20 protein-coding genes and 5 tRNA genes are annotated in these 20,781 nt (G+C 49.8%); 7 read left to right on the top strand and 18 right to left on the bottom strand.

Annotation, left to right across the window (positions count from 1 at the left end):
- From HW443_RS01840 to HW443_RS01920, 18 genes are all read right to left on the bottom strand, one after another.
- Positions 1–250 (bottom strand): class II fructose-bisphosphate aldolase (locus HW443_RS01840; RefSeq protein WP_219857218.1); only part of this gene is annotated, 250 nt, incomplete at its 3' end.
- 268 nt (positions 251–518) lie between these two features.
- Positions 519–1,493: a carbohydrate kinase family protein gene (locus HW443_RS01845; protein ID WP_176230818.1), complete on the bottom strand. Its 975-nt coding sequence runs from the start codon at positions 1,491–1,493 to the stop codon at positions 519–521.
- Positions 1,494–1,691: 198 nt separating this feature from the next.
- Positions 1,692–2,891, bottom strand: a complete 1,200-nt coding sequence (locus HW443_RS01850) for a cupin domain-containing protein (protein ID WP_176230817.1) — start codon at positions 2,889–2,891, stop codon at positions 1,692–1,694.
- Between the two features lie 424 nt (positions 2,892–3,315).
- Positions 3,316–3,864 carry a uroporphyrinogen decarboxylase family protein gene (locus HW443_RS01855; protein WP_219857185.1) on the bottom strand — a complete coding sequence of 183 codons (549 nt, stop codon included), beginning with the start codon at positions 3,862–3,864 and terminating at the stop codon, positions 3,316–3,318.
- Between the two features lie 72 nt (positions 3,865–3,936).
- Positions 3,937–4,476: a uroporphyrinogen decarboxylase/cobalamine-independent methonine synthase family protein gene (locus tag HW443_RS01860; RefSeq protein WP_176230815.1), complete on the bottom strand. Its 540-nt coding sequence runs from the start codon at positions 4,474–4,476 to the stop codon at positions 3,937–3,939.
- An 84-nt stretch (positions 4,477–4,560) separates the two neighbouring features.
- Positions 4,561–5,787, bottom strand: coding sequence for a uroporphyrinogen decarboxylase family protein (locus tag HW443_RS01865; RefSeq protein ID WP_176230814.1), 1,227 nt, complete (start codon positions 5,785–5,787; stop codon positions 4,561–4,563).
- A gap of 1,082 nt (positions 5,788–6,869) precedes the next feature.
- Positions 6,870–7,295 (bottom strand): carbohydrate ABC transporter permease, encoded by a 426-nt coding sequence (locus HW443_RS13785; RefSeq protein WP_176236093.1) that lies wholly within the window; start codon positions 7,293–7,295, stop codon positions 6,870–6,872.
- 15 nt (positions 7,296–7,310) lie between these two features.
- Complete coding sequence (locus tag HW443_RS13255) at positions 7,311–7,442, bottom strand: hypothetical protein (RefSeq protein ID WP_258190440.1); 132 nt, start codon at positions 7,440–7,442, stop codon at positions 7,311–7,313.
- A gap of 344 nt (positions 7,443–7,786) precedes the next feature.
- Positions 7,787–7,878: transfer RNA gene (locus tag HW443_RS01875), tRNA-Ser, on the bottom strand.
- Positions 7,879–8,067: 189 nt separating this feature from the next.
- Positions 8,068–8,586: a tRNA adenosine(34) deaminase TadA gene (gene tadA, locus HW443_RS01880; protein ID WP_176236369.1), complete on the bottom strand. Its 519-nt coding sequence runs from the start codon at positions 8,584–8,586 to the stop codon at positions 8,068–8,070.
- Positions 8,587–8,966: 380 nt separating this feature from the next.
- Positions 8,967–9,043 (bottom strand) — tRNA-Arg (locus HW443_RS01885).
- A gap of 6 nt (positions 9,044–9,049) precedes the next feature.
- Positions 9,050–9,145, bottom strand: a tRNA-Ser gene (locus tag HW443_RS01890).
- A gap of 75 nt (positions 9,146–9,220) precedes the next feature.
- Positions 9,221–9,312: transfer RNA gene (locus HW443_RS01895), tRNA-Ser, on the bottom strand.
- Between the two features lie 210 nt (positions 9,313–9,522).
- Positions 9,523–10,800, bottom strand: a complete 1,278-nt coding sequence (gene serS / locus HW443_RS01900; protein ID WP_258187153.1) for a serine--tRNA ligase — start codon at positions 10,798–10,800, stop codon at positions 9,523–9,525.
- Entirely contained in the window at positions 10,797–11,630 is an 834-nt protein-coding gene (gene pheA / locus HW443_RS01905) for a prephenate dehydratase (RefSeq protein ID WP_176237853.1), read from the bottom strand. Before pheA ends, serS begins: the two co-directional genes overlap by 4 nt.
- 277 nt (positions 11,631–11,907) lie before the next feature.
- Positions 11,908–12,624: a CARDB domain-containing protein gene (locus tag HW443_RS01910; RefSeq protein WP_176226720.1), complete on the bottom strand. Its 717-nt coding sequence runs from the start codon at positions 12,622–12,624 to the stop codon at positions 11,908–11,910.
- Complete coding sequence (locus HW443_RS01915; RefSeq protein WP_176233459.1) at positions 12,618–12,968, bottom strand: hypothetical protein; 351 nt, start codon at positions 12,966–12,968, stop codon at positions 12,618–12,620. Before HW443_RS01915 ends, HW443_RS01910 begins: the two co-directional genes overlap by 7 nt.
- Positions 12,969–13,337: 369 nt before the next feature.
- Positions 13,338–13,424, bottom strand: a tRNA-Leu gene (locus tag HW443_RS01920).
- A 289-nt stretch (positions 13,425–13,713) separates the two neighbouring features.
- Between HW443_RS01920 and HW443_RS01925 the strand changes: the two genes are divergently transcribed.
- From HW443_RS01925 to HW443_RS01955, 7 genes are all read left to right on the top strand, one after another.
- Positions 13,714–15,453, top strand: coding sequence for a serine/threonine-protein kinase (locus HW443_RS01925; RefSeq protein WP_176231662.1), 1,740 nt, complete (start codon positions 13,714–13,716; stop codon positions 15,451–15,453).
- Complete coding sequence (locus tag HW443_RS01930; protein ID WP_176229798.1) at positions 15,450–16,193, top strand: FhaA domain-containing protein; 744 nt, start codon at positions 15,450–15,452, stop codon at positions 16,191–16,193. The genes HW443_RS01925 and HW443_RS01930 overlap by 4 nt, the downstream gene beginning before the upstream one ends.
- 101 nt (positions 16,194–16,294) lie before the next feature.
- Positions 16,295–16,702: an FHA domain-containing protein gene (locus HW443_RS01935; protein WP_176235946.1), complete on the top strand. Its 408-nt coding sequence runs from the start codon at positions 16,295–16,297 to the stop codon at positions 16,700–16,702.
- 23 nt (positions 16,703–16,725) lie between these two features.
- The gene (locus tag HW443_RS01940; RefSeq protein WP_176235947.1) at positions 16,726–17,427 is read left to right on the top strand and encodes a Stp1/IreP family PP2C-type Ser/Thr phosphatase; all 702 of its coding nucleotides are present in this window, start codon (positions 16,726–16,728) and stop codon (positions 17,425–17,427) included.
- 62 nt (positions 17,428–17,489) lie between these two features.
- The gene (locus tag HW443_RS13790) at positions 17,490–17,747 is read left to right on the top strand and encodes a DUF4160 domain-containing protein (RefSeq protein WP_176227285.1); all 258 of its coding nucleotides are present in this window, start codon (positions 17,490–17,492) and stop codon (positions 17,745–17,747) included.
- Positions 17,710–17,982 (top strand): DUF2442 domain-containing protein, encoded by a 273-nt coding sequence (locus HW443_RS01950; RefSeq protein WP_176227284.1) that lies wholly within the window; start codon positions 17,710–17,712, stop codon positions 17,980–17,982. Before HW443_RS13790 ends, HW443_RS01950 begins: the two co-directional genes overlap by 38 nt.
- Positions 17,983–18,291: 309 nt before the next feature.
- Positions 18,292–20,778, top strand: coding sequence for a TOTE conflict system archaeo-eukaryotic primase domain-containing protein (locus tag HW443_RS01955; protein WP_176237854.1), 2,487 nt, complete (start codon positions 18,292–18,294; stop codon positions 20,776–20,778).
- The last annotated feature ends 3 nt before the right edge of the window (positions 20,779–20,781 follow it).

The raw sequence follows: 20,781 nt of genomic DNA on the forward strand, positions 1-20,781 counted from the left end.
CAGGCCTCCTCCCACAATGGCTATGGCGGGAAGCATGCCCACCTCCGGATCTCCCAGGTGCATGGAGCCCCAGGCGGGGCGAGTCCGCCCGCTGGGGATTTTCCAGAAATCCACCTCCAAAGCCCAGAATAACCGGAGACCTGGTCTCCTCCGCCGCATCCATCACTGCTTCCAGAGACTGCAGATTCCAGGCCTCAAAGTAACCTACGGCATAGCCGCCCTTTTCTGCCTCAGCTAACAAGTTTGGCATAGATACAAGAGTCATTTATCCTTCTTTCCGCCCGTACTTGGTAAATAGTGGCTCTTCTCATAAATAACATATCGCAAAACTACTGCATCCAGACATAGGCACGGTCCGGACTGTTAAGGTAAGAGATGCCACGTTGGATGGCAGTGTCTGCCCTTCTACCTTTTGATAATCACTGTTATGTAATACGGTAAGACCAAGGACACCGAACCATGGTCCTACAATAGTTATTTACGCGAAAACGCACTAGCTGCCTGTGTGTTACCATTGGCTACCGGTATTCTGTAATGGGCAACCGGTTATTCTTCAGAAACTCCTTGGCCTGTGCCGCTGAAAATACCCCAGTAGTACAGCCTAACTTGGTCACCGCTGAAGCGCCCACGGCGGAGGCCAGCTCCAGGGTCCTTTTAAGATCCCAGCCCCAGAGCATTCCGGAGATAAAGCCAGCATCAAAGGCATCTCCAGCACCGGAGGGATCAACCACCGGCAGGTGGAAAATATCTGCCCGCAGAGTCAGATCCTTGGTCTTGAGCAGGGTACCCTTCTCCCCCATGGTGATAACTACCGTGTCACAGCCCTGCTCCAGAAATATTTGAGCCTGCTCTTCTGGCTCACCTTGACCGGTCAGAAGCCTGGCTTCATCATCATTGGGCAGAAAGACATCGGTATGGGCCAGTGCTTCTGCCAGATGAAAGCCAAGGTCATAGCTGAAGGCACCGGAGGGGACAATAACGTCCAGCACCGTGCTCAGGCCCTTTTCCTTAGCATACTTTAAGAGAGAGACCAGGGACTTCTGATCTAAGCGGGGGAGGCCCAGGTATCCTCCTACATAGAGGATCTTGCCCTGACTCACCACCTCCAGGTCGATATCATCATAGCTAAGGTCAGCATTGGCACCCAGGGTATGGATGAATCGCCTATCCTCGGATATAACTGGAATGATCATGGTCTTGGAGGTACCGACCTCTGTTGACCTGGTGATCCCCTTGGTGTCCGGGCCCTTGCTGGCCAGGTCATCGATGATGAACTGCCCAAAAGCATCGCTGCCCACTTTGCCCATCACCGTTACTCTGGTTCCTAACTTGGATAGGGAAACAGCCGTATTGGCCGCACAGCCACCCACCTGAAGGATAATCTCATCCACCAGCTTGAGCTCTCCGGCGGTGGGGAGCGCATCCAGGGGGCTACAGAAAACGTCGGCCACCAGGATGCCTAGACAGATAACATCTACCTTTTCCCCGGACATTTTATCCTTGCCTCCTCTCTCTTAAGTGTCCTTTCTTGCTCTGGTACCCTCCGAGATCTTCGGTCTCTGGCCTTTTAGGAAATTTTTTGCCTCTCTAATGTGCCTCTACCCTACAATTATACTTAGCCGAGAGTGTAGCCAGGTGGTTCTGGCTATGGATGCAGCTCCACTATCTCCTCCCACATAACGAATAATTGGTTAGGGCTCATATTTTGCGATAGTAGGTGCGTTCAAATTAATATCCGGACCGAAGAACTTAATTAATACCAATTCCTGGGAGCCAGTATTTTCAATCACAAGTGGCCTGGTTGCTTTTTCATGGCAAACCAGAAGCTCGTCTGATCCAAATTCACCCGCTTTAACCTCCTGCCCATCGTAGCGCCCCTGGCCCTGCCAGACCAGGACGCTGTAAACGCCGCTGTCCAGGCTGGTAAATTTTTGAGCTGGCTTTACTGCCAGCTTTTTGCCGCTGAATTTAGTGGTGTTGTAGTAGATCCAGTGCTCCTCACCTCCAGCTTGCCTGCTTCCCTCCACCAGTAGCGGGGGCAGATGCCGATTTTCGTAGAAGAAGGGATCACCGCTGATCTCCCAATTAATCTGATCCAGGATGATTCTTTCCCCCCATTTTTCCTGATCTTCCTGGCGTACGTCTTTAAACAGCAGTTTTTTAGAAATTATTTTCCCCGCTACTAAAGCTTGTAGTAGGGCAAAGACGTCTGAGTCTTCCTGCAGCTCGATGGTTAGAGCAGTGCCAGGGGCGTGCAGGACCCCGGCGGGAAGATGGAAACCTTCTCCGGCTACATTGAGGTAGGCCCTAGAGTGCTTAAGAATCAGGTCGCTATTCCACCCCACCAGGTAGGGAAGCAAAATGTCGTATTTTTTCTGATCTCTAATATAGGGATGAACTCCAAAGAAGGTCTCCGGATGGGGACCCAAGTCTGGGCCTTCGGGAAAATAGTAAGCTTCCTCTTTGGGATTGCGACCCACCCGGGCCGCATCTTTAGCCATCTGGTGAAGGTGGTAGGGGATGCGGTCGCCAAAGTCAAAGATCTTGGCCAGCCTCCCCAGGCCTTTGTGGCTTTGGGCATATTCTTTTCCCAGGATCAGATCGCCTGCCACCTCCACTGCTTCCTTTAGGGTTAGGCGATCCTTCCCTTCGGTCTTCAGATAGCTTAAGCCTTCATCGGGTGGGCCCACCAGGTTGTCGGCTTTGGTGGTGGAGGCTAACCAACGTTCGGAGATCCAGCCTCGCTCACCCACCTCATACTCACTTTCTTTGAGTCCTAGCCTGTAGCCCGGCGGCAAGAAATCCCGGGCCACCCAGGCTGGCTCCAGGGGAAGGATACCGTTGTTCTTCTCCAGCAGTTTTTCTACCAAATGGCGTCTATGTGCGGTCATAGGCTGTATCCTCCTATTATTTCAAAACACCAGAAATCTATTCCATACCAGCAGTGTTGACCTCAAGCGCAAAGAGTGCCGCGGTGGCAGTCGAAAACAGTACCACCTCGGTTAAAAAGAGAGCTTAGTTTTACGGCTCTCTCTAGATCTTTTCAAACTTTATCCAGTATCTCCAGGCCCGTCCTGACGCTATGGGGTAGGCCTCTTGCCTGCAGGCGATGCTTGAGCATCTTCTCCAGCGCATAGGCCAGGACCTAGATGAAGACATACTTTCAGTTGATTCTAATCAGATATTTCCCGTACTTCTTAGCTGTCTCTACCATGGCCAGGTAGTTTTCTGGCTTTACTGAATGGTGAATGCTATTGCTGGAGGAGAGGATGTGCCCTCCTCCGGGGGAGACCTTGCTTAACCCTACAGCGATACTTAAGAATCTTGGTTCAATATGTAGGGCAATTTCTTTAATTGAACCACAACATATTGTAGGTATTCAGGTAAATGACGTTGTAGGGTTAAGACTTTTTTGACCTCCTCCACTACCCTCTCCGGAGGATCTAAGCTCAGGAGGTCTCCACAGTCTACCCCACCGATGACACAAATCCTGTCCCCGTAATTTTGCTTTACCGCGGCTATGTCCATGCCGGCCGCAGCATCCAGAGGATGAAGAGCATCAATTCCAGTACCTACAATCATATCCAGAAGTAAATTGATGTCCCCACAGCAGTGCTTGATGCAGTAGGCGCCCTTGTCTTTGATGGCCTTAACTACCTCTTGAAGGCCAGGCAGGAAAAACTCCTCAAACTGAGCGGGAGACATGAGAGGACCCATCGAGGATCCGTAGTCATCTCCCAGGACCACAAAGTCAGCTCCTAAATCTATGGCCTTCTCGGCTAGAGCCACGTTGTGCTCCACCGAGATCTGAACCAGCTCTTTGACCATAGGGGGATTAAGAGGGTGTCCAAAAACTAAGGGCATTTTGCCCAAGGTGGGGAATTACTCCTACATGAGATCTGATTTTGGGGTCAATGTGGGAAGTTTTATGCGAAATTAGCTCCTTTTTGGGGGCGAAGTGGGAGATGAGTTTTTGAAATTGGAGTTTTTAGACAGCCTCTTAAGCATCAAATCCATAAGCAGATTTTCCATACCCCGCAGATACCAGGGATAATTGAAGGAGTCATGGAGGTGAATACCCACGGCTTTCTTTCCTTTGAAGCGATCTAAAAGCTGGTACAGAGAGCTAAACCTCCGCTCAGCCTGGGGATCTGGAGGAACATAGCGCTTCAGATCTTCCTCGCTTTTTATGGGACCCTCCAGGGGAATGGGTATCTCCTGCTCGGTATATTGCCTCAGGATGCCCCACTCATCTCTGACTATTCTTTTATTTTCATCGATCACCTTCTGTTCATACATGCGGGAAGGGGTATGGGTGAGTACCAGATCCAGGCCCACGTATTCCGCAAAGTCCTCATAACTGGAGCCGGGAAGGATCTTATCCGTGACCCGGTGATCAATTAGGAGCTCAAAAAGAGGTATTCGGTCAGGTTCCTTTCGCTCTAAGGCCAATATGGCCCGTTGGAGAGAGGTCATCTCGCACACAGTCCCTTCCTTCCGAGTCTAATATACCAAAAGGTCATGGTAAGGAAAACTATATCGAATCATGCTACTTGAAGTTTAGGGCTGTAGGGGGTACCGCCGAAACTCCTTGGCCGCCTCATAAAGAGCCAGGGTGTTTTCCGGAGGGACATTGGCCTGGATGTTGTGAATCTGGGTGAAGACAAAGCCACCGCCAGGAGCGAAGATGCGCATGCGCTCCCGCACATGCTCCCGAATCTCCTCGGCTCTGGCCCGGGGAAGGACAGACTGAGTATCACATCCTCCTCCCCAAAAGGTAAGATACTTGCCGAACTGCCTCTTCAGCCAGACGGGGTCCATTCCGTAGGCTGAGGTCTGCACTGGATTTAAGATATTTACCCCTATCTCAATAAGATCAGGGATGATCTCGTAGATGGATCCACAGGAGTGCAGGAAGACCAACATCTGGCTGTGGCGGTGAATATACTCATAGAGCTGAGTTTGGCGGGGTTTGATCACCTGCCGGTAGAGCTGGGGTGATATCTGGAGGCCAGTCTGCGTCCCCAGGTCATCTCCCATCTGGATGATATGCACATGCCCCTGCACTGCCCGGATGTAGCGTTTTAGATTTTCGAGATAGTTCTCCACCAGCCGGTCCAAAAAATACTCTATCATCTCCCGGTTAGCCAGGATGTCGGTCATGAACTTTTGCCAGCCGAAGGCGAACTGACCCCCTTCCAGAATATTGCCCCCAAAGGCCCCCAGGATGGCTTTGTCTGTATTCTCATAAAGACGGAGGGAGTTCTCCTGTAGCCAGGTGAACTCCTCCTCCCCTATTAGCTCCAGAGGGTTCTCTTTCAGGTATCTTTGCACCTCCTCTACGCTCTGGGCATGCTGCAAGGGGAAATGCACCATGTCGAAATAGAGAGCTCCCCTGGGCATACGGGCACACAGGTCGCCATCCCAGACCTCATAGGAGCCGGGCTCATATTCGATAGGGTTGAAATCCTGGGGCACCTTACAGAGCGAGCCATCGGGCAAGTGCCACTCCTTCCAGGCGGTGATCTTGATGCCCAGGGCTGGCTTCAATCGGTGGAGCTGTACTACATCTCCTTCCATCCTGTCGATGATCTCCAGCTCCGGATCGGCCAGCATCTGGAAGAGATCATACACTCTGGTCTCGCCCCTATTGATGCCTAGATACGCCTTTAGCCCATTGTAGGCCATCGCCATGATCCCAGTGGAGCGCATGGCCCCAAAATCGATGGGAACCATGTCTGGTTCCTCGTAACTCAGGGCAGTAAGAACACGTTCCCTCGAATTCATGTTGCTCTCCTTCCTCCTAGGCATGCTATTCCCAGCTACCACACAGCAGCATATTGGATGCCTTTTGGCGTGGCTCGACTTGAAGTCGCGGGTGAGTGCCGCGATTTCTCACAAATCACTGTCCAAATTTTGCCCCTCCCATTGCGTCTAGTGACTTCCGTCTCCGATTCTAACGCGTCCGCTTCGCCCGACACTCTGCACCCTTAGCTGCACACAGCAATTTAACCTCAACATCTTCGACATCCACATCAGTTTGACCTTCGTACTACCTCCACGTGGTCGTTGGCTGTCCGGACCAAGGGACCAGCCACATTTTGACCCCAGGAGTCCCTAGAAAGCCTTCCTTTCCAGCGACTTTAGCCGACAGGCTCAGCCAAAGCCTATAAACCGTAACGTCGGACTGCTCGAGCGGGCCTGCACAAGCCTCCTGGTGATGATCACATTCCCTGGCCCCCAGGGAGCAACTCTTGCCAAAACCTCCTCCACCTCGCTTGTTTGTTCCCTCATCCTTCGTGCTTTGTAAGAGCAGTTATTGCTGACACCAATACTAATGCCCAATCGCAGCCTTCTTAGCTTCCGCCTATGATCAAAAACCTTCGCTTCCGCGAGCGGATAGCACTCCATGTCAAACCAGTGATCGTTCGCAGGCATTTTTGCGATCACGCTACTGCCATCGACTGTCGCCCTCCTCCCATCGGCCAGAAGCACAGGATCAAATCCCTTTGGGACGAGTAGATCGTATCCGTCAGGCGCTGTTTAGTCCTTCCACTCCCTTACATTTAGCCTAAGATTGGGCTCATGCTGACAAAGCTGGATGACATAAGCGTGAAGTTCTTCCATCACCGCTGGTTCGGGTTCGGCAAGCTACTGCATTAAGTAGTAGAGCTTGACCTTCCCATCGCTCACGCCCAGTTCCTGCCGCAGTTTCACGTATGCTCCAACCGGTACCCCTATTGAGCGCATGGCTCCGAAGTCAACCGGAACACGGTCAGCCTCCTCGTGATCCCATGCTGGCAGGACACTTCGTCGGGGAGTTGTGTGATCGCGCTTTTTCGAATTCTCGCTATGATGTTTCGGCACGGTCACTCACCTGCCGTTTGAAGCGCAAGTCCTTGGATAAAGTAACGGCGTAATAGGATAAACAGTACAACTGTCGGCACAGAGGCCACAATAGCTCCACCCATCAGACCGGGAATGTTTGTGCCAACACCTGCTCTGAAACCCTGCAACTGCGCCAACCCGACCATTATTGGCCGCGACTCCGGGGACGCGGTCAATAAGAGTCCGAAAAGGAGGTCGTTCCACACCCAAGTGAACTGGAACAAAAATACTACCGCCGCGGCGGGGATTGATATCGGCATAAATATATTCCAGTACGCGCGGAGGTCTTTGCAGCCGTCAATCCTCGCAGCTTCGTGCAGTTCGTGCGGAATGGTACTGAAAAAGGATCTGAAGATAAAGGTAGCGAAGGGAGTACAGATTGCGATGTAGAAGAGCCGACTTGACAAACGGAGGTCATTACGCTAGTGTTTTGATACATCAGTTCCTCCCGCTTCTCGTCTCGCCCTTCTTTCTCTCCTAATCTCCTCAACTAAAGTAATTATATAACGGGAAAAGAGTTCCTTGATGAAATAACCCATTTCTTTGTAACCCATAATCCTGGCAGACACATAGATACCCATAAAGCAGGGGCAAAAGAGAGGATCATTCAGCGATACCCTCTTCAGGCTCATCTTGTATTGGAAGAGACTAGTCATAGTTATTTCATTAAATCATCAAGGGAAACGCCAAGCGCGTCCGCCAGTTTTTTGACCGTTTTAACCCTACAACGTCATTTACCTGAATACCTACAATATGTTCTGGCTCAATTAAAGAAATTGCCCTACATATTGAACTAAGATTCTTAAGTATCGCTGTAGGGTTAATAGTGGGATTGGGGGTAGAGCCCGCCTCGATTTTGGCAACGGTATGAAATGCCAAATTTCACTTTTGGAAGAATTGGCGGAGAGAGTGGGATTCGAACCCACGGTGCCCCGGCAGGAGCACACGGCATTTCCAGTGCCGCCCGTTCGGCCACTCCGGCATCTCTCCGTGCCATACCCGGCTTCTCTTTTAAGCCTCCTCCAGTCTCTCTGTGCCTTGTTACTCCAAATCTAGAATTTTCGTCCGTCCAATACCCCTTACCCCTGAAAGATTGCAAAAATGACTACAAAACCCTCACAAACAGCAAAGAAACCTGTTTCCAAAGTAACAGTATCCCACCCTGTAAAACAAAGCCATTTATGAGCGTGGCCTATTGCTACGCTTAATTTTATATCTTAAATTATATCTTAACCTCTCAAAGAAATCCTGCATCAGCTGGGCTGCTTCCCCCTCACAGACCCCTGCTGTTATCTGGACTCGATGATTCAGGCGAGGGTCATTAACGATGTTGTAAAGGGTTCCTGCACTACCTGCCCTCTCGTCTCTGACTCCGTAGACTAGCCTGTCAATTCTAGCCAGATAGATGGCTCCCGCACACATGGGGCAGGGCTCTATGGTCACATAAAGAGTAAGACCAGATAGACGCCAGCTCTTGAGCTTCCGGGCGGCCTTCCTGATACATAGAATTTCTGCATGAGCAGTGGGGTCCTGGTCGCTTTCCCTTCTGTTAAAGGCTCTGGCGATCACCTCTTCTTCTCTCACTATGACCGCACCTATGGGAACCTCTTTTCGGGAGAAGGCGAGCCTGGCCTGGGCCAGAGCCAGGTGCATGAAGTGTTCGTCCTGGTTAGTAGTTGTGTTCGGAGTTACTAACATTTAGGTCCTATAATTTTACGGTATAAGACTAGTAGACTGTAAAGAATCGCTCCATCAATTACACTCCAGCGTAATTAAAATGCAAAACTAATAACATCATAATGTAATTGCATTTAAATTTCACGTCTCACCCCTTCTTACAAGTCACTCATGCCGCCTACAGCGGCACCACGAAAGAATGAAAAACCTATTTTCAGGATAGGTAAATTCTCTATTTCCATTTTCCATTATGTCTCCAAATGCACTATCCAGAAGGGTTCTAAGCAACTTCTGCGACCTTAGGATTCTTGAATCTTCAGAAAAAGGGAAGGGGAACAATCCACTGAGTAAAGCAGGATTGAAAATGGAGATACGAAAATAGCGTCTGACCAGGAGAAATGTGGTGCGCCCGAGAGGATTCGAACCTCCGACCTACGGATTCGTAGTCCGCCGCTCTGTCCACCTGAGCTACGAGCGCAAATTCTGGCGGAGGAGGAGGGATTTGAACCCTCGAAGGAGGTTATTACCCCCTTAATCGCTTAGCAGGCGATCGCCTTCGGCCAACCTAGGCTACTCCTCCCCTGTCAATACTTTACATACGTTATCTCTATCGCATATTTTCTCAACATCTCTCTCGGGTGTCAATTCAGCACATTGGCGGAGGGGGAGGGATTTGAACCCCCGAAGGACATTAAAGCCCTTAACGGTTTTCAAGACCGCCGCAATAGGCCACTCTGCCACCCCTCCTGACCACAGGAGAGTTCAAGCTCTTTGTTCTCGGATTTTGCCTGGGAAGCACGTTCCCCATTTTTATCGTTCGAGGATGCGGCCCCGAATAGGGATAGTTTACCACACGCCCAATAACCCTCTCAATACTCGCTGAATTAATGAACAAGGAGCCAGTTTGGTGCCTCGCTTTGGTCTCTATATACAGAGGCAAATCTGGTTTCGTATGCCTCAGGACCTCTTGCGAGGCAGGAAGGGGATGGTTTTCTCTCCGTCCAGATAGGGCTGGAGGATCTCAGGGATCAAGACCGTCCCGTCAGCTTGCTGGTAATTCTCCAGAATAGCTATGAGAGTCCGGCCAACGGCGCAGGCGGTGCTATTCATGGTATGCACAAAACGGATTTTCCCGTTGTCCCGATAGCGAATATTCAGTCTCCTGGATTGAAAGTCGGTATCGTGGCTGCAGGAGACCAGTTCTCGGTACATGGCCTGTCCGGGAAACCAGACCTCCAGGTCATACTTCTTGGCATTGGGAAGCCCAATATCGCCAGTGCACATGTTCATCACCCGATAGTGGAAGCCGAGACCCTTCATGATCTCCTCCATGGTCTCCCTCAGAAGCTCGTACTCCTCCCAGGAGCTATCCGGTTCAGAAAAGATAAAGATCTCCACCTTATCAAACTGGTGAACTCTAAAAATACCTCCCAGATCCTTGCCATAGGTGCCAGCTTCCCGCCGAAAGCAGGTGGAGAATCCGGTATAGCGAAGGGGGAGATCTTCCTTTTCCAGGATCTCACCCATATGGTAAGCACACAGGGGAACCTCCGCTGTGCCCACCAGGTGGAGATCATCCAGCCTGGTGGCATAGTATTCCGTCTCCTCGGCCGGGAAAAAACCGGTCCCGAACATGGCCTCTTCCTTAACCAGAACAGGAGGAACCATGGGCACAAACCCTTTTGGTATCAGGAGATCCAGGGCATAGCGGACCAGGGTAAACTCCAGAAGAGCTGCCTCATTCTTGAGGTAGCCAAAGCGGGAGCCGGAGACTCTGGATGCCCTCTCGGTATCCACCAGATCTAAAAGCTCACCGATCTCTTCGTGAGTCCTGGGCTCAAAGTCAAACTCTGGTTTCTTACCCCACAGGTGGTGGATCACATTATCCGAAGAATCCTTGCCCACCGGAACCGAAGAATGGCTAAAGTTGGGAAGCTGTGCCAGGAGAAGATTAAGCTTTTCTTCTGTCTCCCTCAGAATAGGCTCAAAGTCCTTCAATTTAGCAGATATCTCTCGCATGTCCTCAATCTTTCGGCGTCTTTCCTCAGGACTGAGCCCTGGAATCTCCTGGGAGACCTTGTTCCTCTCTGCCCGTAGTCCTTCGATTTCCACCAGGAGCGACCTTCTTCTGGAATCCAGGCTTACTATTTCATTTACATCGATAGATAGGCCTCTTTTCCCAACCTCTTCTTTGATCCGCTCCGGATTTTCCTGAAGAATTTTCAGATCTATCATTTAACCACCTTGAAGCGAGGATAGGAGCCCAGAAACTTGACCCGATCTATCTTGCAGGTCACACATTTGATGGCTTCGTCTACAACCTTGTCCTGGATATGTCCTTCCATATCAATGAAAAAGATATATTCGCCCAGAGATCTTTTGGCCGGCCTCGACTCTACTTTGGTCAGGTTAATATACCGGTAGGCAAACTCCTGAAGAATTTGCAGAAGCATCCCTGGACGATCCTGGTAAATAAAACAGATGATGGAGGTCTTGTCGAAGCCGGTCCGAGGGGGCACTTCCTTACCCAGGATGGCAAAACGGGTCTGATTATCCTGGAAGTCCTCAATATTCTCGGCCAATATCTCCAGACCATAGATCTCAGCAGCAATCCTGGTACCTATGGCCGCCACATTCCCTGGGTGGGCACAGACTATCTGAGCTGCCTCGGCTGTGCTGTTAGCAGCAATTATCTTGGCTCCAGAAAGATGGGCAGCCAGATACTTGCGGCACTGGGCAGTAGCGTGGGGCTGAGATATGACAGTGTCAATATCGACAAGAGCAAGACCGGACCGGGCCAGGAGATTATGTCGGATGGGATATATGACTTCCTCTATTACCTTGGCCTCGCTATCGAAAGCCAAAACGTCCAGAGTCACGTTCACCGAGCCCTCAATGGAGTTCTCGATGGCCACGATGCCTCTCTCTACCTCTCCCCGGTCCACTGCCTCTATCACCTCTGGTATGCTGGCATAAGGCACTGCCTCATCCTGGAGAAAAGCGTATGTTCGTAGAAGGGCCTCTTCGGTGAAAGTGCCCGGAGGGCCCAGGTAACCTATTTTCATATCTACCTCGGTTCTATTTTCACCTTTCCATTTGCCATCCTATACTACCCCAAACATGTAGAGAATAACACATAGGAATCGCCCATGCGCCGCGGCGCACCACGTCGCATGAAAATTGGGTTATTTCCAAGGGAGGCAGAGAGATGAAGGAGTGTCTTTTAGGGTAATTGTCTCACAATTGGAGGGTCACTTCGCCCATCTAAAATAAGTAAGACAAAAGGCCGTAGGTTAAGTTTTACTCTAAACCAGGACATAAATCCTATTAGTGTGACCTGGTTCATCCTTCTGCCGGAGCTGGCGCTTCCACTATGATCTTATCTTCCAGTTTATTGTTATCCAAAAATTTCTCTCCTACTACAGGGCCCGCCATAATAGTCAAAAGACTTTTGACCCCCGGGGTGGTTGGAATTCCTGATATGGTGACTGTTTTAGTCTCTCCAGGTTGAATCACCTCGATGCTGGTTGTCTTCTTCCTGGGAGTAGGGTCATCCTCTACCTTTAGGGTTGCCGTTACCGGAACGTTGTTCTCCACCTGATTTCCCTGATTTTGTACCGCCACGGTTACTGCCAGAGTCGGGCTGTTTAAAAGAATGTGATAACCCCCCTCCCTGGTCTTTATACCCGGAGAAAACTGAACTGAGCCTGGAAGAAGAGCCACACCGCGAATTATCTCCAGATCGGGCTCGCGCTTCAGGTTGGCTATATAGGACTGCACTTGATCCGGTTGGTACATTTTTGCCTCACCTAAAAAAGATGAGTTAGGGATAGTTGGAGCCGGCTCCTCACTGGCTGAAACCACCAACCTAAACTCCTCCGTAAAATACCGGTAAGCTCTATCGCTAAGATGGAGATCCAAAAGAGCCCTGGACATCTGAGAGCTGGCTACATCCACATTTATATCTTCCAGGGCATTAAACAACGCTTTCCGGTAATCATCGATAGCTTCGGCCCGCAGATCGAAGGTCAACTGAAGGTAGGTCTGAGCCTTCAGCATTTGGGGGGGGGGGCTTCATGGCCAGAGGCTTCCTCTGCAATCTTATTGCTTTCTTCAATGGCCTTATTTAGCTTCTCCTCCAGTTCAATCCTGGAAAGAGAGGTAGCCTGGTCCCAGACTTCCCGAAATTCCGCCGCCACCGTGTTGGACCTTTTTACCAAAGTGGATACTTCCCTGGCATAATCAGCTAGCTCGGAGGTCTTCTCTGCCTCCGCCGCCGGCTCCTTACGAGGGTCAAAGGTACCAATTAAGTAGAGAAGTAACAAGATCAACAGAACAAAGATTATAACAATAGTGGGAAAGGGAACCTTGCTCCTTCTTCTCCTCCTTCGGGTTACCGCCATGCTTAAGACCTCGTCTTTGGTGGGTTACCTAAACTTCTGCCAGAAAGCCCCGCATTTTAATGCTGGGGATGAATGGCCTCTTACTTTCTTGTTCTTAATGTGCTATTATGCTTATGGCACTTTGGCAATGTATGAGGTTGTGGCCACAATCCTGCGCCATGTAAAACATTGTGGGTATATCTGGTGAACTTAAGGATTCTCCAGATTAAAAAGTATCAGGGAGCAATCCCTGTAGTCGCAGCTATGGCACCTGCCTCCGGGTTTCTTTTGAACCCCGGTGTTGCTCAAGATATCTTCAGAATCCCCGCACTTTAGTGCTGGGGAGTGTCAAAACACCTTATCCTTAGTGAGTGATTAGAATCTTATCCTTGGTGGGCGAGGCGGGATTTGAACCCGCAAGCCCTTGCGGGCACTGGACCCTGAACCCAGCGCGTCTACCAATTCCGCCACTCGCCCGTTTCTCTTTTAAACTGGAGTAACTATAATTGGCGTTCCTGCAAAAAGGGCTCAATTTCCGCATTTGGCCCATCCTCCGAATCTAAATCTGGCGGCAAATCGACTCAAATCTGGTTTTTGCAGTTATGCCATAATTGCATTATACTTTACCCTTTCTTCCTGGACAAGGCTTCGAATCCCTTTTCGAGTACATTTTTACGGATGTGACGAGGGCTCTTCTCTCTGCCAGCAGATCTTGACTCGTTAACAACATGAATTTGCAGTAAAATAAAGTCACAAGGACGGGGAGATGGAAGGCGAGATTCTTTTCGACAGATATGAGATCGAGGAGGAAGCTGGCAGTGGAGGCTTTGCTACGGTTTACAAGGCCTTTGACCAGACTATGAAGCGAACCGTAGCCATCAAAGCTGTCCAGGCCGAAGACCAGGTCAGGGATACCGCCCTGCGGGAGGCCCGGCTCATAGCCCGTCTGACCCACCCCAACATCATCACCGTTTTCGACATCCTCCAGGAGGGCTCTACTTTTTATATCATCATGGAATATGTGGAGGGCCTCTCTCTGGAAGAACTGGTAGAGAGGGTAGGAGAGCTTCGGGTGTCAGAGGCTACCTCTATCATCTATCAGCTTTGCGACGCCATAGAAACTGCCCACCTGGCCAATATCATCCATAAGGATATAAAGCCGGCCAACATCATGATTACCAGGAGGGGCCGGATCAAGGTGACCGATTTCGGGATCGCTGATATTCTGGGAGAGGTGTCTTCTGACTCCCGCAAGTATGTAGCAGGAACCGCTGTCTATATGTCTCCTGAGCAGTATGAGGGCCAGAGAGTTGACTTCAAAAGTGATATTTTCTCTATCGGGGTAGTAGCCTACGAGCTTTTGACCGGGATAACTCCTTTCCATCCCCAACTGCCCTGCCAGGAGGCGAGGAAGGGAAGAAGGCCCCCTCCGCCCAGCCAGTTGAACCCTTCAGTGCCCCATTCCCTGGATCATATCATTCTCAAATGCCTGCAAGTTTACCCCGAAGAACGATATTCTTACGTAGGTCTCATCAAAGAGAACCTGTCCGGTCTCCTGGATGCTGATCGGAACAGGTTGGAAAGGGAGCTGACTGACCTGGTTTCCTCCGCCATGGAGCAAATTCGAGAAGAAAGAGAGGCGCTAGAAAAGCGGATCAGTCCTTTTTTGAGGCTGAAGAAATTCCTTTACCGCGCCTTTGTGGAGAAAAGGGAACTGAGTCTGCGAGTGCTTTCCGGCATCTTCTCTTTTGCCGTTCCGCTCCTGGCTCTTAGCTTTTTCGGTTTTCTTCCTTATCCCTGGAGGATCTCCACAGTTATCCTCCTATTCTTCCTCTCCTACCTTCTTCCCCCGGTGGGAGTTGCAGCAGCCTTGCTTCTTACAGCCGTACCTGTCTTTATCTTTTCCTCCTTCCTCGGCTTTCTCTATCTTCTTCTGGCAACAATTTTCTTTTTTATATTCCTCAGAGATCGGGCCTCTGCTCTCTTCTTAATGCTCCCGCCTCTTTTGGCTCCCCTTCATCTGGATCTTCTCTATCCTCTTCTGGCAGGCTATGCCTTTGGGCCGGGAATGGCTCTGGCCACAGGGGTGGTGGGACTGCTTTTCCTGCAGTGGTTCTTGATACTTTTTGCCCGGGGAAACTTGAATCTCCTGGCCATAGCGGCTCCCCGCCTGATAGAATTCCTGGCCCAAGAGGGATTTATTCCTTCTTTCAAGCAGTTTTTTGCCTATTTCTTTACCCAGATCCCTCTTATCTTTCAGTTCCTGGTATGGGCCGTGGTCTGCCTGGTGGTGGGATCTTTGGCCCGCAGAAGGCACTTCTTTTTGGATCTTCCGGTCATTCTTTTAGGAGCATCTATTTTGGGCTTCAGCTATCTCTTTTTGATGCCAAAAGTTCTGGAGATGGCTATCAACCTTACCCAGGTTATACAAACTTTGGCCCTTTCCACTATAATTATGGTGATCATCATCTCTCTGGTCTCCTATGGAGGGGAAGATAGAAGATGAGCTTGCTGAAAGATCTGGAGGACAGACTGGAGACTATTCTGGAAGGCTTTTTCGCCAGGACCTTTCGGGGTGGACTTCAGCCCATTGAGATCGCTTCCAGGCTGACCAAAGAGCTGAGGGGCAAAAAGGTAATCGGCATCTCCTACACCTATGTGCCTAACCGATTTAAGGTCTTCATCAATCCTGAGGATAAAGAAAGGTTCTCCAGTTATGAGAACGCCATCAAAAAGGAGCTGGTAAATTATCTCATCTCCTATGCCAGGAGCAACAGCCTGTCCTTCATCACCAGGCCCAGCATCAAATTCATAGGTGTGGATACTGTCCCGGCAGGCCAGGTAAGGGTTGAGGGCATCATAACCGAAGATAACCAACAGCCCATACCGGAAGAGGCCTTGCATCAGCAGACCAGAGTCATGGACTTGAGAGAATTGGAGCTTGCCGCATCTGCCAGACACATTCTGGTCCTCCTGGATTCGGAAGGGAGGGAGAGGAAATATCCTGTAAACAAAAAGCTTTTCCGTATCGGGAGGTCTGAGGATAATGATCTGGTGATCAAAGATCCCAGTGTCTCCCGCCATCATGCCGAAATGAGTCTGGATGGGAATGACCGGGCCTGGATAGTGGACAGAGATAGCACCAACGGAACTGCGGTTAACGGCGCCAAAGTCACCAGAGCCAGGTTAGAGGAGGGGGATGTTATCTCCCTAGGCACCAGCAAGCTCATCTACCAGACCCAATGACCATCCACATAGCCGAAACCTTAATCCAAATCTTATCTTTCATATTTGTATTCCTCATTTATGTCTATGTTTTTCTATTAGTGAAGTCCCTGGTAAAAATAGTGTTAAGAGAGCCGGGTCATCTTCCCCCTTCTCTGAAACAGATGTCCCCTGGACAGGTGCGATTCGGGGAGGAAAACTCGGGGGAAGATTTTCCGGATAGGGAGAGGCCAGGAGCACCGGGCATAATCATTCTGAAAGACCCCGAGGGTCGGAGGGGAGAAATTTTTTCTGTGAGGGACCTTATGATTATAGGTAGAAACCCAGAATGCCACCTGCCTCTTGCCGACGCATATGCCTCCTCTCAGCATGCCCGGATCTTCTTCCAGGACGGGGGCATCTTCATAGAGGATCTGGACAGCACCAATGGGACTTTCGTCAATGGAATAAGGGTGTCAGACCCCTCAGCCCTGGAGGATGGCGCCCAAATTCAGATCGGCCAGACCATCCTGGAATTCAAAGCCGGCTAAAGGCCAGCCTCACGAAGTTGACTATGAGATATTTTGCCCTGTCGGATAGAGGAAGAGTACGTTCCCACAACGAGGACTGTTGCTACGCTGATGGGCGCCTCTTCATAGTGGCCGATGGCGTGGGCGGACAGCAGGCGGGAGAGGTGGCCAGCCGTACCACCGTGGCCATGGTCTCCTCTGCTCTCCAAAAAGTTGTTCCTTCCGAGGTCGAAGAAAGAGTTCGGGAGACAGTCAAAGCCGCCAACAGGAAACTTCTGGACCTGGCTCAACAGGACCAAAGGCTCCGAGGAATGGCCACTACCCTGAGCCTGGTCCTTCTTTTGGATCATCTGGCATGCGTAGCCAGCGCTGGCGACAGCAGGGTATATCTCTTACGAGACAGGAGATTGCAGCAGATTACCCGAGACCACTCTGTTGTGGCAGAGATGCAAAGGGAGGGAAAGTTGACCGAGGAGGAGGCCAGAATCCATCCTTACCGGAGTGTCATAACTAACGTGATAGGCGCAGAAGGGGAGACCTATATTGATTTCTTCCGGGTACAGTTGCGTAAAAGTGACCAGCTTCTGCTCTGCACAGACGGGCTGAACTCCATGCTCCGAGACCAGGAGATCGAGGCCATCATGGATATCTCCGGAGGCCCCAAAAAGATCTGCCGGGCCTTGGTAGAAGCAGCCAATAGAGCCGGGGGATATGATAATACAACAGTCATCGTGATCAAGGTTTAAAAAATCATGATTGGTATGAAATCTTTTTGACAAAAGAGGAGCAATTCCCTAATAATTGATTAATGCCAACAGTTAAAAATATTCCAGGTCCTTATCGTTTTTTCTTCTATAGCTTCGATTGTAACGAGCCAATGCATGTACATGTTCAGAGAGAAAGAATGGTTTGTAAGTTCTGGTTGGAACCAGTTGTGCTGAGCAACAGTCATGGCTTTACATCAAAGGAGCTGAATAATATACGGGAAATCATTTATAATAATAGAAAGAAGATAATGGAGGCATGGTATGAACACTGCGGTGAAACTTCAGGAAGTAAGGATTAAAGATGTAATTATCACTGAGGATACAATCACAGCCCATCTTGTTGATGGGAGAGTAATTAGTGTTCCTCTTTCCTGGTCATGGCGATTATCAGAGGCGACACCTGAACAGCGTGCAAACTACGAGATTATTGGTGATGGTCAGGGTATCCATTGGCCAGAGATTGACGAGGATATCAGTGCTGAAGGCATGTTGTACGGTATTCCTGCTCCCAGACCGAGGAAATCTTCCACGTAGTCTCAATTCAAAGGAGAACTGGACTGACTAACAACTCACTCCAGCGGATGGCGTGAAACGCCGCCGCTGATTTCAGGCGTTAGGCCTGTTGCGTGAGGGTATAAAGTGTGTGGGCTGAATCATCGAAGTTTGCGGTGTGGCACGATTCTGGGAGTATGCCTTGTTTTCCTTTCTGTGGTTTGTTCCCTCCCCACAGAGGCTCGAAGACAATCCGATGACTTCGAAACGTTGGGAATAGACCAACTGCGCAAAACAGAAATGATAATGAATTGAACTTGGGGTCATCCATCCCTCGGTGGAAGATAATCCATGAGAGACTATGAAGACATCGAAACCAAGCTACAACAAGCTTTAGCGGAATGCGCCTCCTTGAGAGAAGAGAATGAGCGACTGAAAAAGCTACTTGGTTTATCTTCTAAAGGTCCTGCTCCAATTGCTAAACCTGTCATCTCAGATCCGCCGATTCCTTATCTCTTTGGTAATGCTTTAGTTGCCCATAGCTCCTCAATAGAGAATCAGATTGGTCTTTTTCGATCTCTGTTCCGTGGACGAGAAGATATCTATGCCGTCAGATGGGAAGGGAAGAGAGGAAATTCAGGATATTCTCCCGCCTGTACGCATGAATGGGACCGAACCTTTTGTGGCAAACCCAGAATTAAATGCGCTGAGTGTGAAAACCGTGAGTTCAAACCGGTAACAGACGAAGTAATCCGTGACCATCTCCTCGGAAAACATACCATTGGAGTTTACCCACTTTTATTGGATGAGACCTGTTGGTTTCTGGCCATTGATTTCGATAAAAAAACCTGGCAGGAAGATGCAGTCACCTTTCTCAATACTTGTGAAGAAATAGGGGTTTCTGCTGGGCTGGAACGTTCCCGATCAGGAAAAGGCGGTCATATCTGGATATTCTTTGACCGTCCGGTTCATGCTTCATTGGCTCGTAAGCTTGGTTGCGCCATCCTGACCAGAACCATGGAGCGACGCCATCAAATCGGTTTGGATTCATATGATCGCTTCTTTCCAGGTCAGGATACTATGCCGAAGGGTGGATTCGGGAGCCTTATCGCCCTTCCTTTGCAGCGCGGTCCCACGGAAAAGGGGAACAGTGTGTTTCTGAGCCGGGAACTTGATGTCTATGCAGATCAGTGGCTTTTCCTTTCCTCAATTAAAAGGATGCAGATAGAGAATTTGGAGGCTATCGTCAAAGAGGCTTTGCGAAGCGGGATGATCATCGGCGTTCGTATCAGCCTGACCGATGAAGAAGCCCAGGAAGACCCCTGGACTTTACCGCCTTCGAAAAAGAAAGCAGAAGAACCGATCAAAGGACCTTTTCCCGAAACCGTCCGAATCGTCCGGAGTAACTTGGCTTACATAGAGAAAAATGGGTTGGCTCCGGCTATGCTGAACCGCCTGGTTCGTCTTGCTGCCTTTCAGAATCCCGATTTCTATAAAGCGCAGGCCATGCGACTTTCAACCTTCGGTAAACCCCGAATCATCGGTTGCGCCGAGGATTTTCCATTTCACATCGGTCTGCCCAGAGGGTGCCTCGATGGGGCGCTAGAGCTATTCAAGTCTTACGGTATCAAATCTGAAATAGTCGATGAGCGTTTTGAGGGCGTTCCGATAGATGTTGTTTTCAATGGAGAGCTCCGGCCTTTACAAAAAGAGGCTGGATCGAAATTACTTGAAGACGATATTGGCATTTTGTCAGCCCCAACCGCTTTTGGCAAGACTGTGATAGGGGCGTGGCTTATTGCTGAAAGAAAAGTGAACTCATTGGTCTTAGTTCATCGCCAACAATTAATGGATCAGTGGCGGGAAAGGTTAGCATTATTTTTGGGGTTGCCGATAGAAAAGCTCGGTCAGGTAGGTGGAGGCAAAAAGAAAGTAACCGGTTTTATCGATATTGGACTTCTTCAAAGCCTCATTCGTAAGGGCCAGGTCAAGGACATGGTGGCTGGATACGGGCAGGTTATCGTTGACGAATGCCGCCACATACCTGCCTTTACCTTTGAGCAGGTCCTCAAGCAGGTAAAGGCCAAGTACATCGTCGGTCTGACTGCAACGCCTATCCGTAAGGACGGCCATCATCCTATCATCATGATGCAGTGTGGTTCTATCAGGTTCAACGAAAGTGCGAAGAGGCAAGCAGCCGCAAGACCCTTCAAGCATATAGTCTTAATAAGGTATACAGATTTCAAAATTCCTTTTGAATCAAAGGATGTGGGAATTCAGGATATCTATGCTGCCCTTGCGCTCGACAAACATCGCAATGAATTGATTTTCAATGATTTGCTGAAAGCCTTGGAGATGGGACGATCTCCTTTGCTCCTTACTGAGCGGATTGAGCACTTGGAGTTATTTGCCGAACGGCTAAAGGGTTTCGCACAGAACATCATCGTGTTAAGGGGAGGCATGGGCAGTAGACAACGCAAGAAGGTGGCTGATCGGATCAAGGTAATACCTGGCTCTGAAGAGCGAGTTATCCTTGCTACAGGGAGCTATATTGGAGAAGGTTTTGACGACGCAAGGCTCGACACTCTGTTCTTAGCCATGCCCATCTCATGGCGTGGAACACTCCAGCAATATGTGGGGCGTCTGCATCGTCTTTACGATAACAAACAAGTAGTTGAGGTTTACGATTATGTTGATATCCATGTCCCAACGCTAATGCGGATGTATAAGAAACGGCTCAAAGGTTATGAATCGATCGGCTATATAATTCAGAGTGGCAATGAGAACTCAAACCAGCAGCCTGACGAATATGAATATATCCAGAGTGAGGACCTTTAGGAT

Origin of the sequence: Candidatus Hakubella thermalkaliphila, from assembly GCF_013281975.1 — a bacterium.
GTDB lineage: Bacteria > Actinomycetota > Humimicrobiia > Hakubellales > Hakubellaceae > Hakubella > Hakubella thermalkaliphila.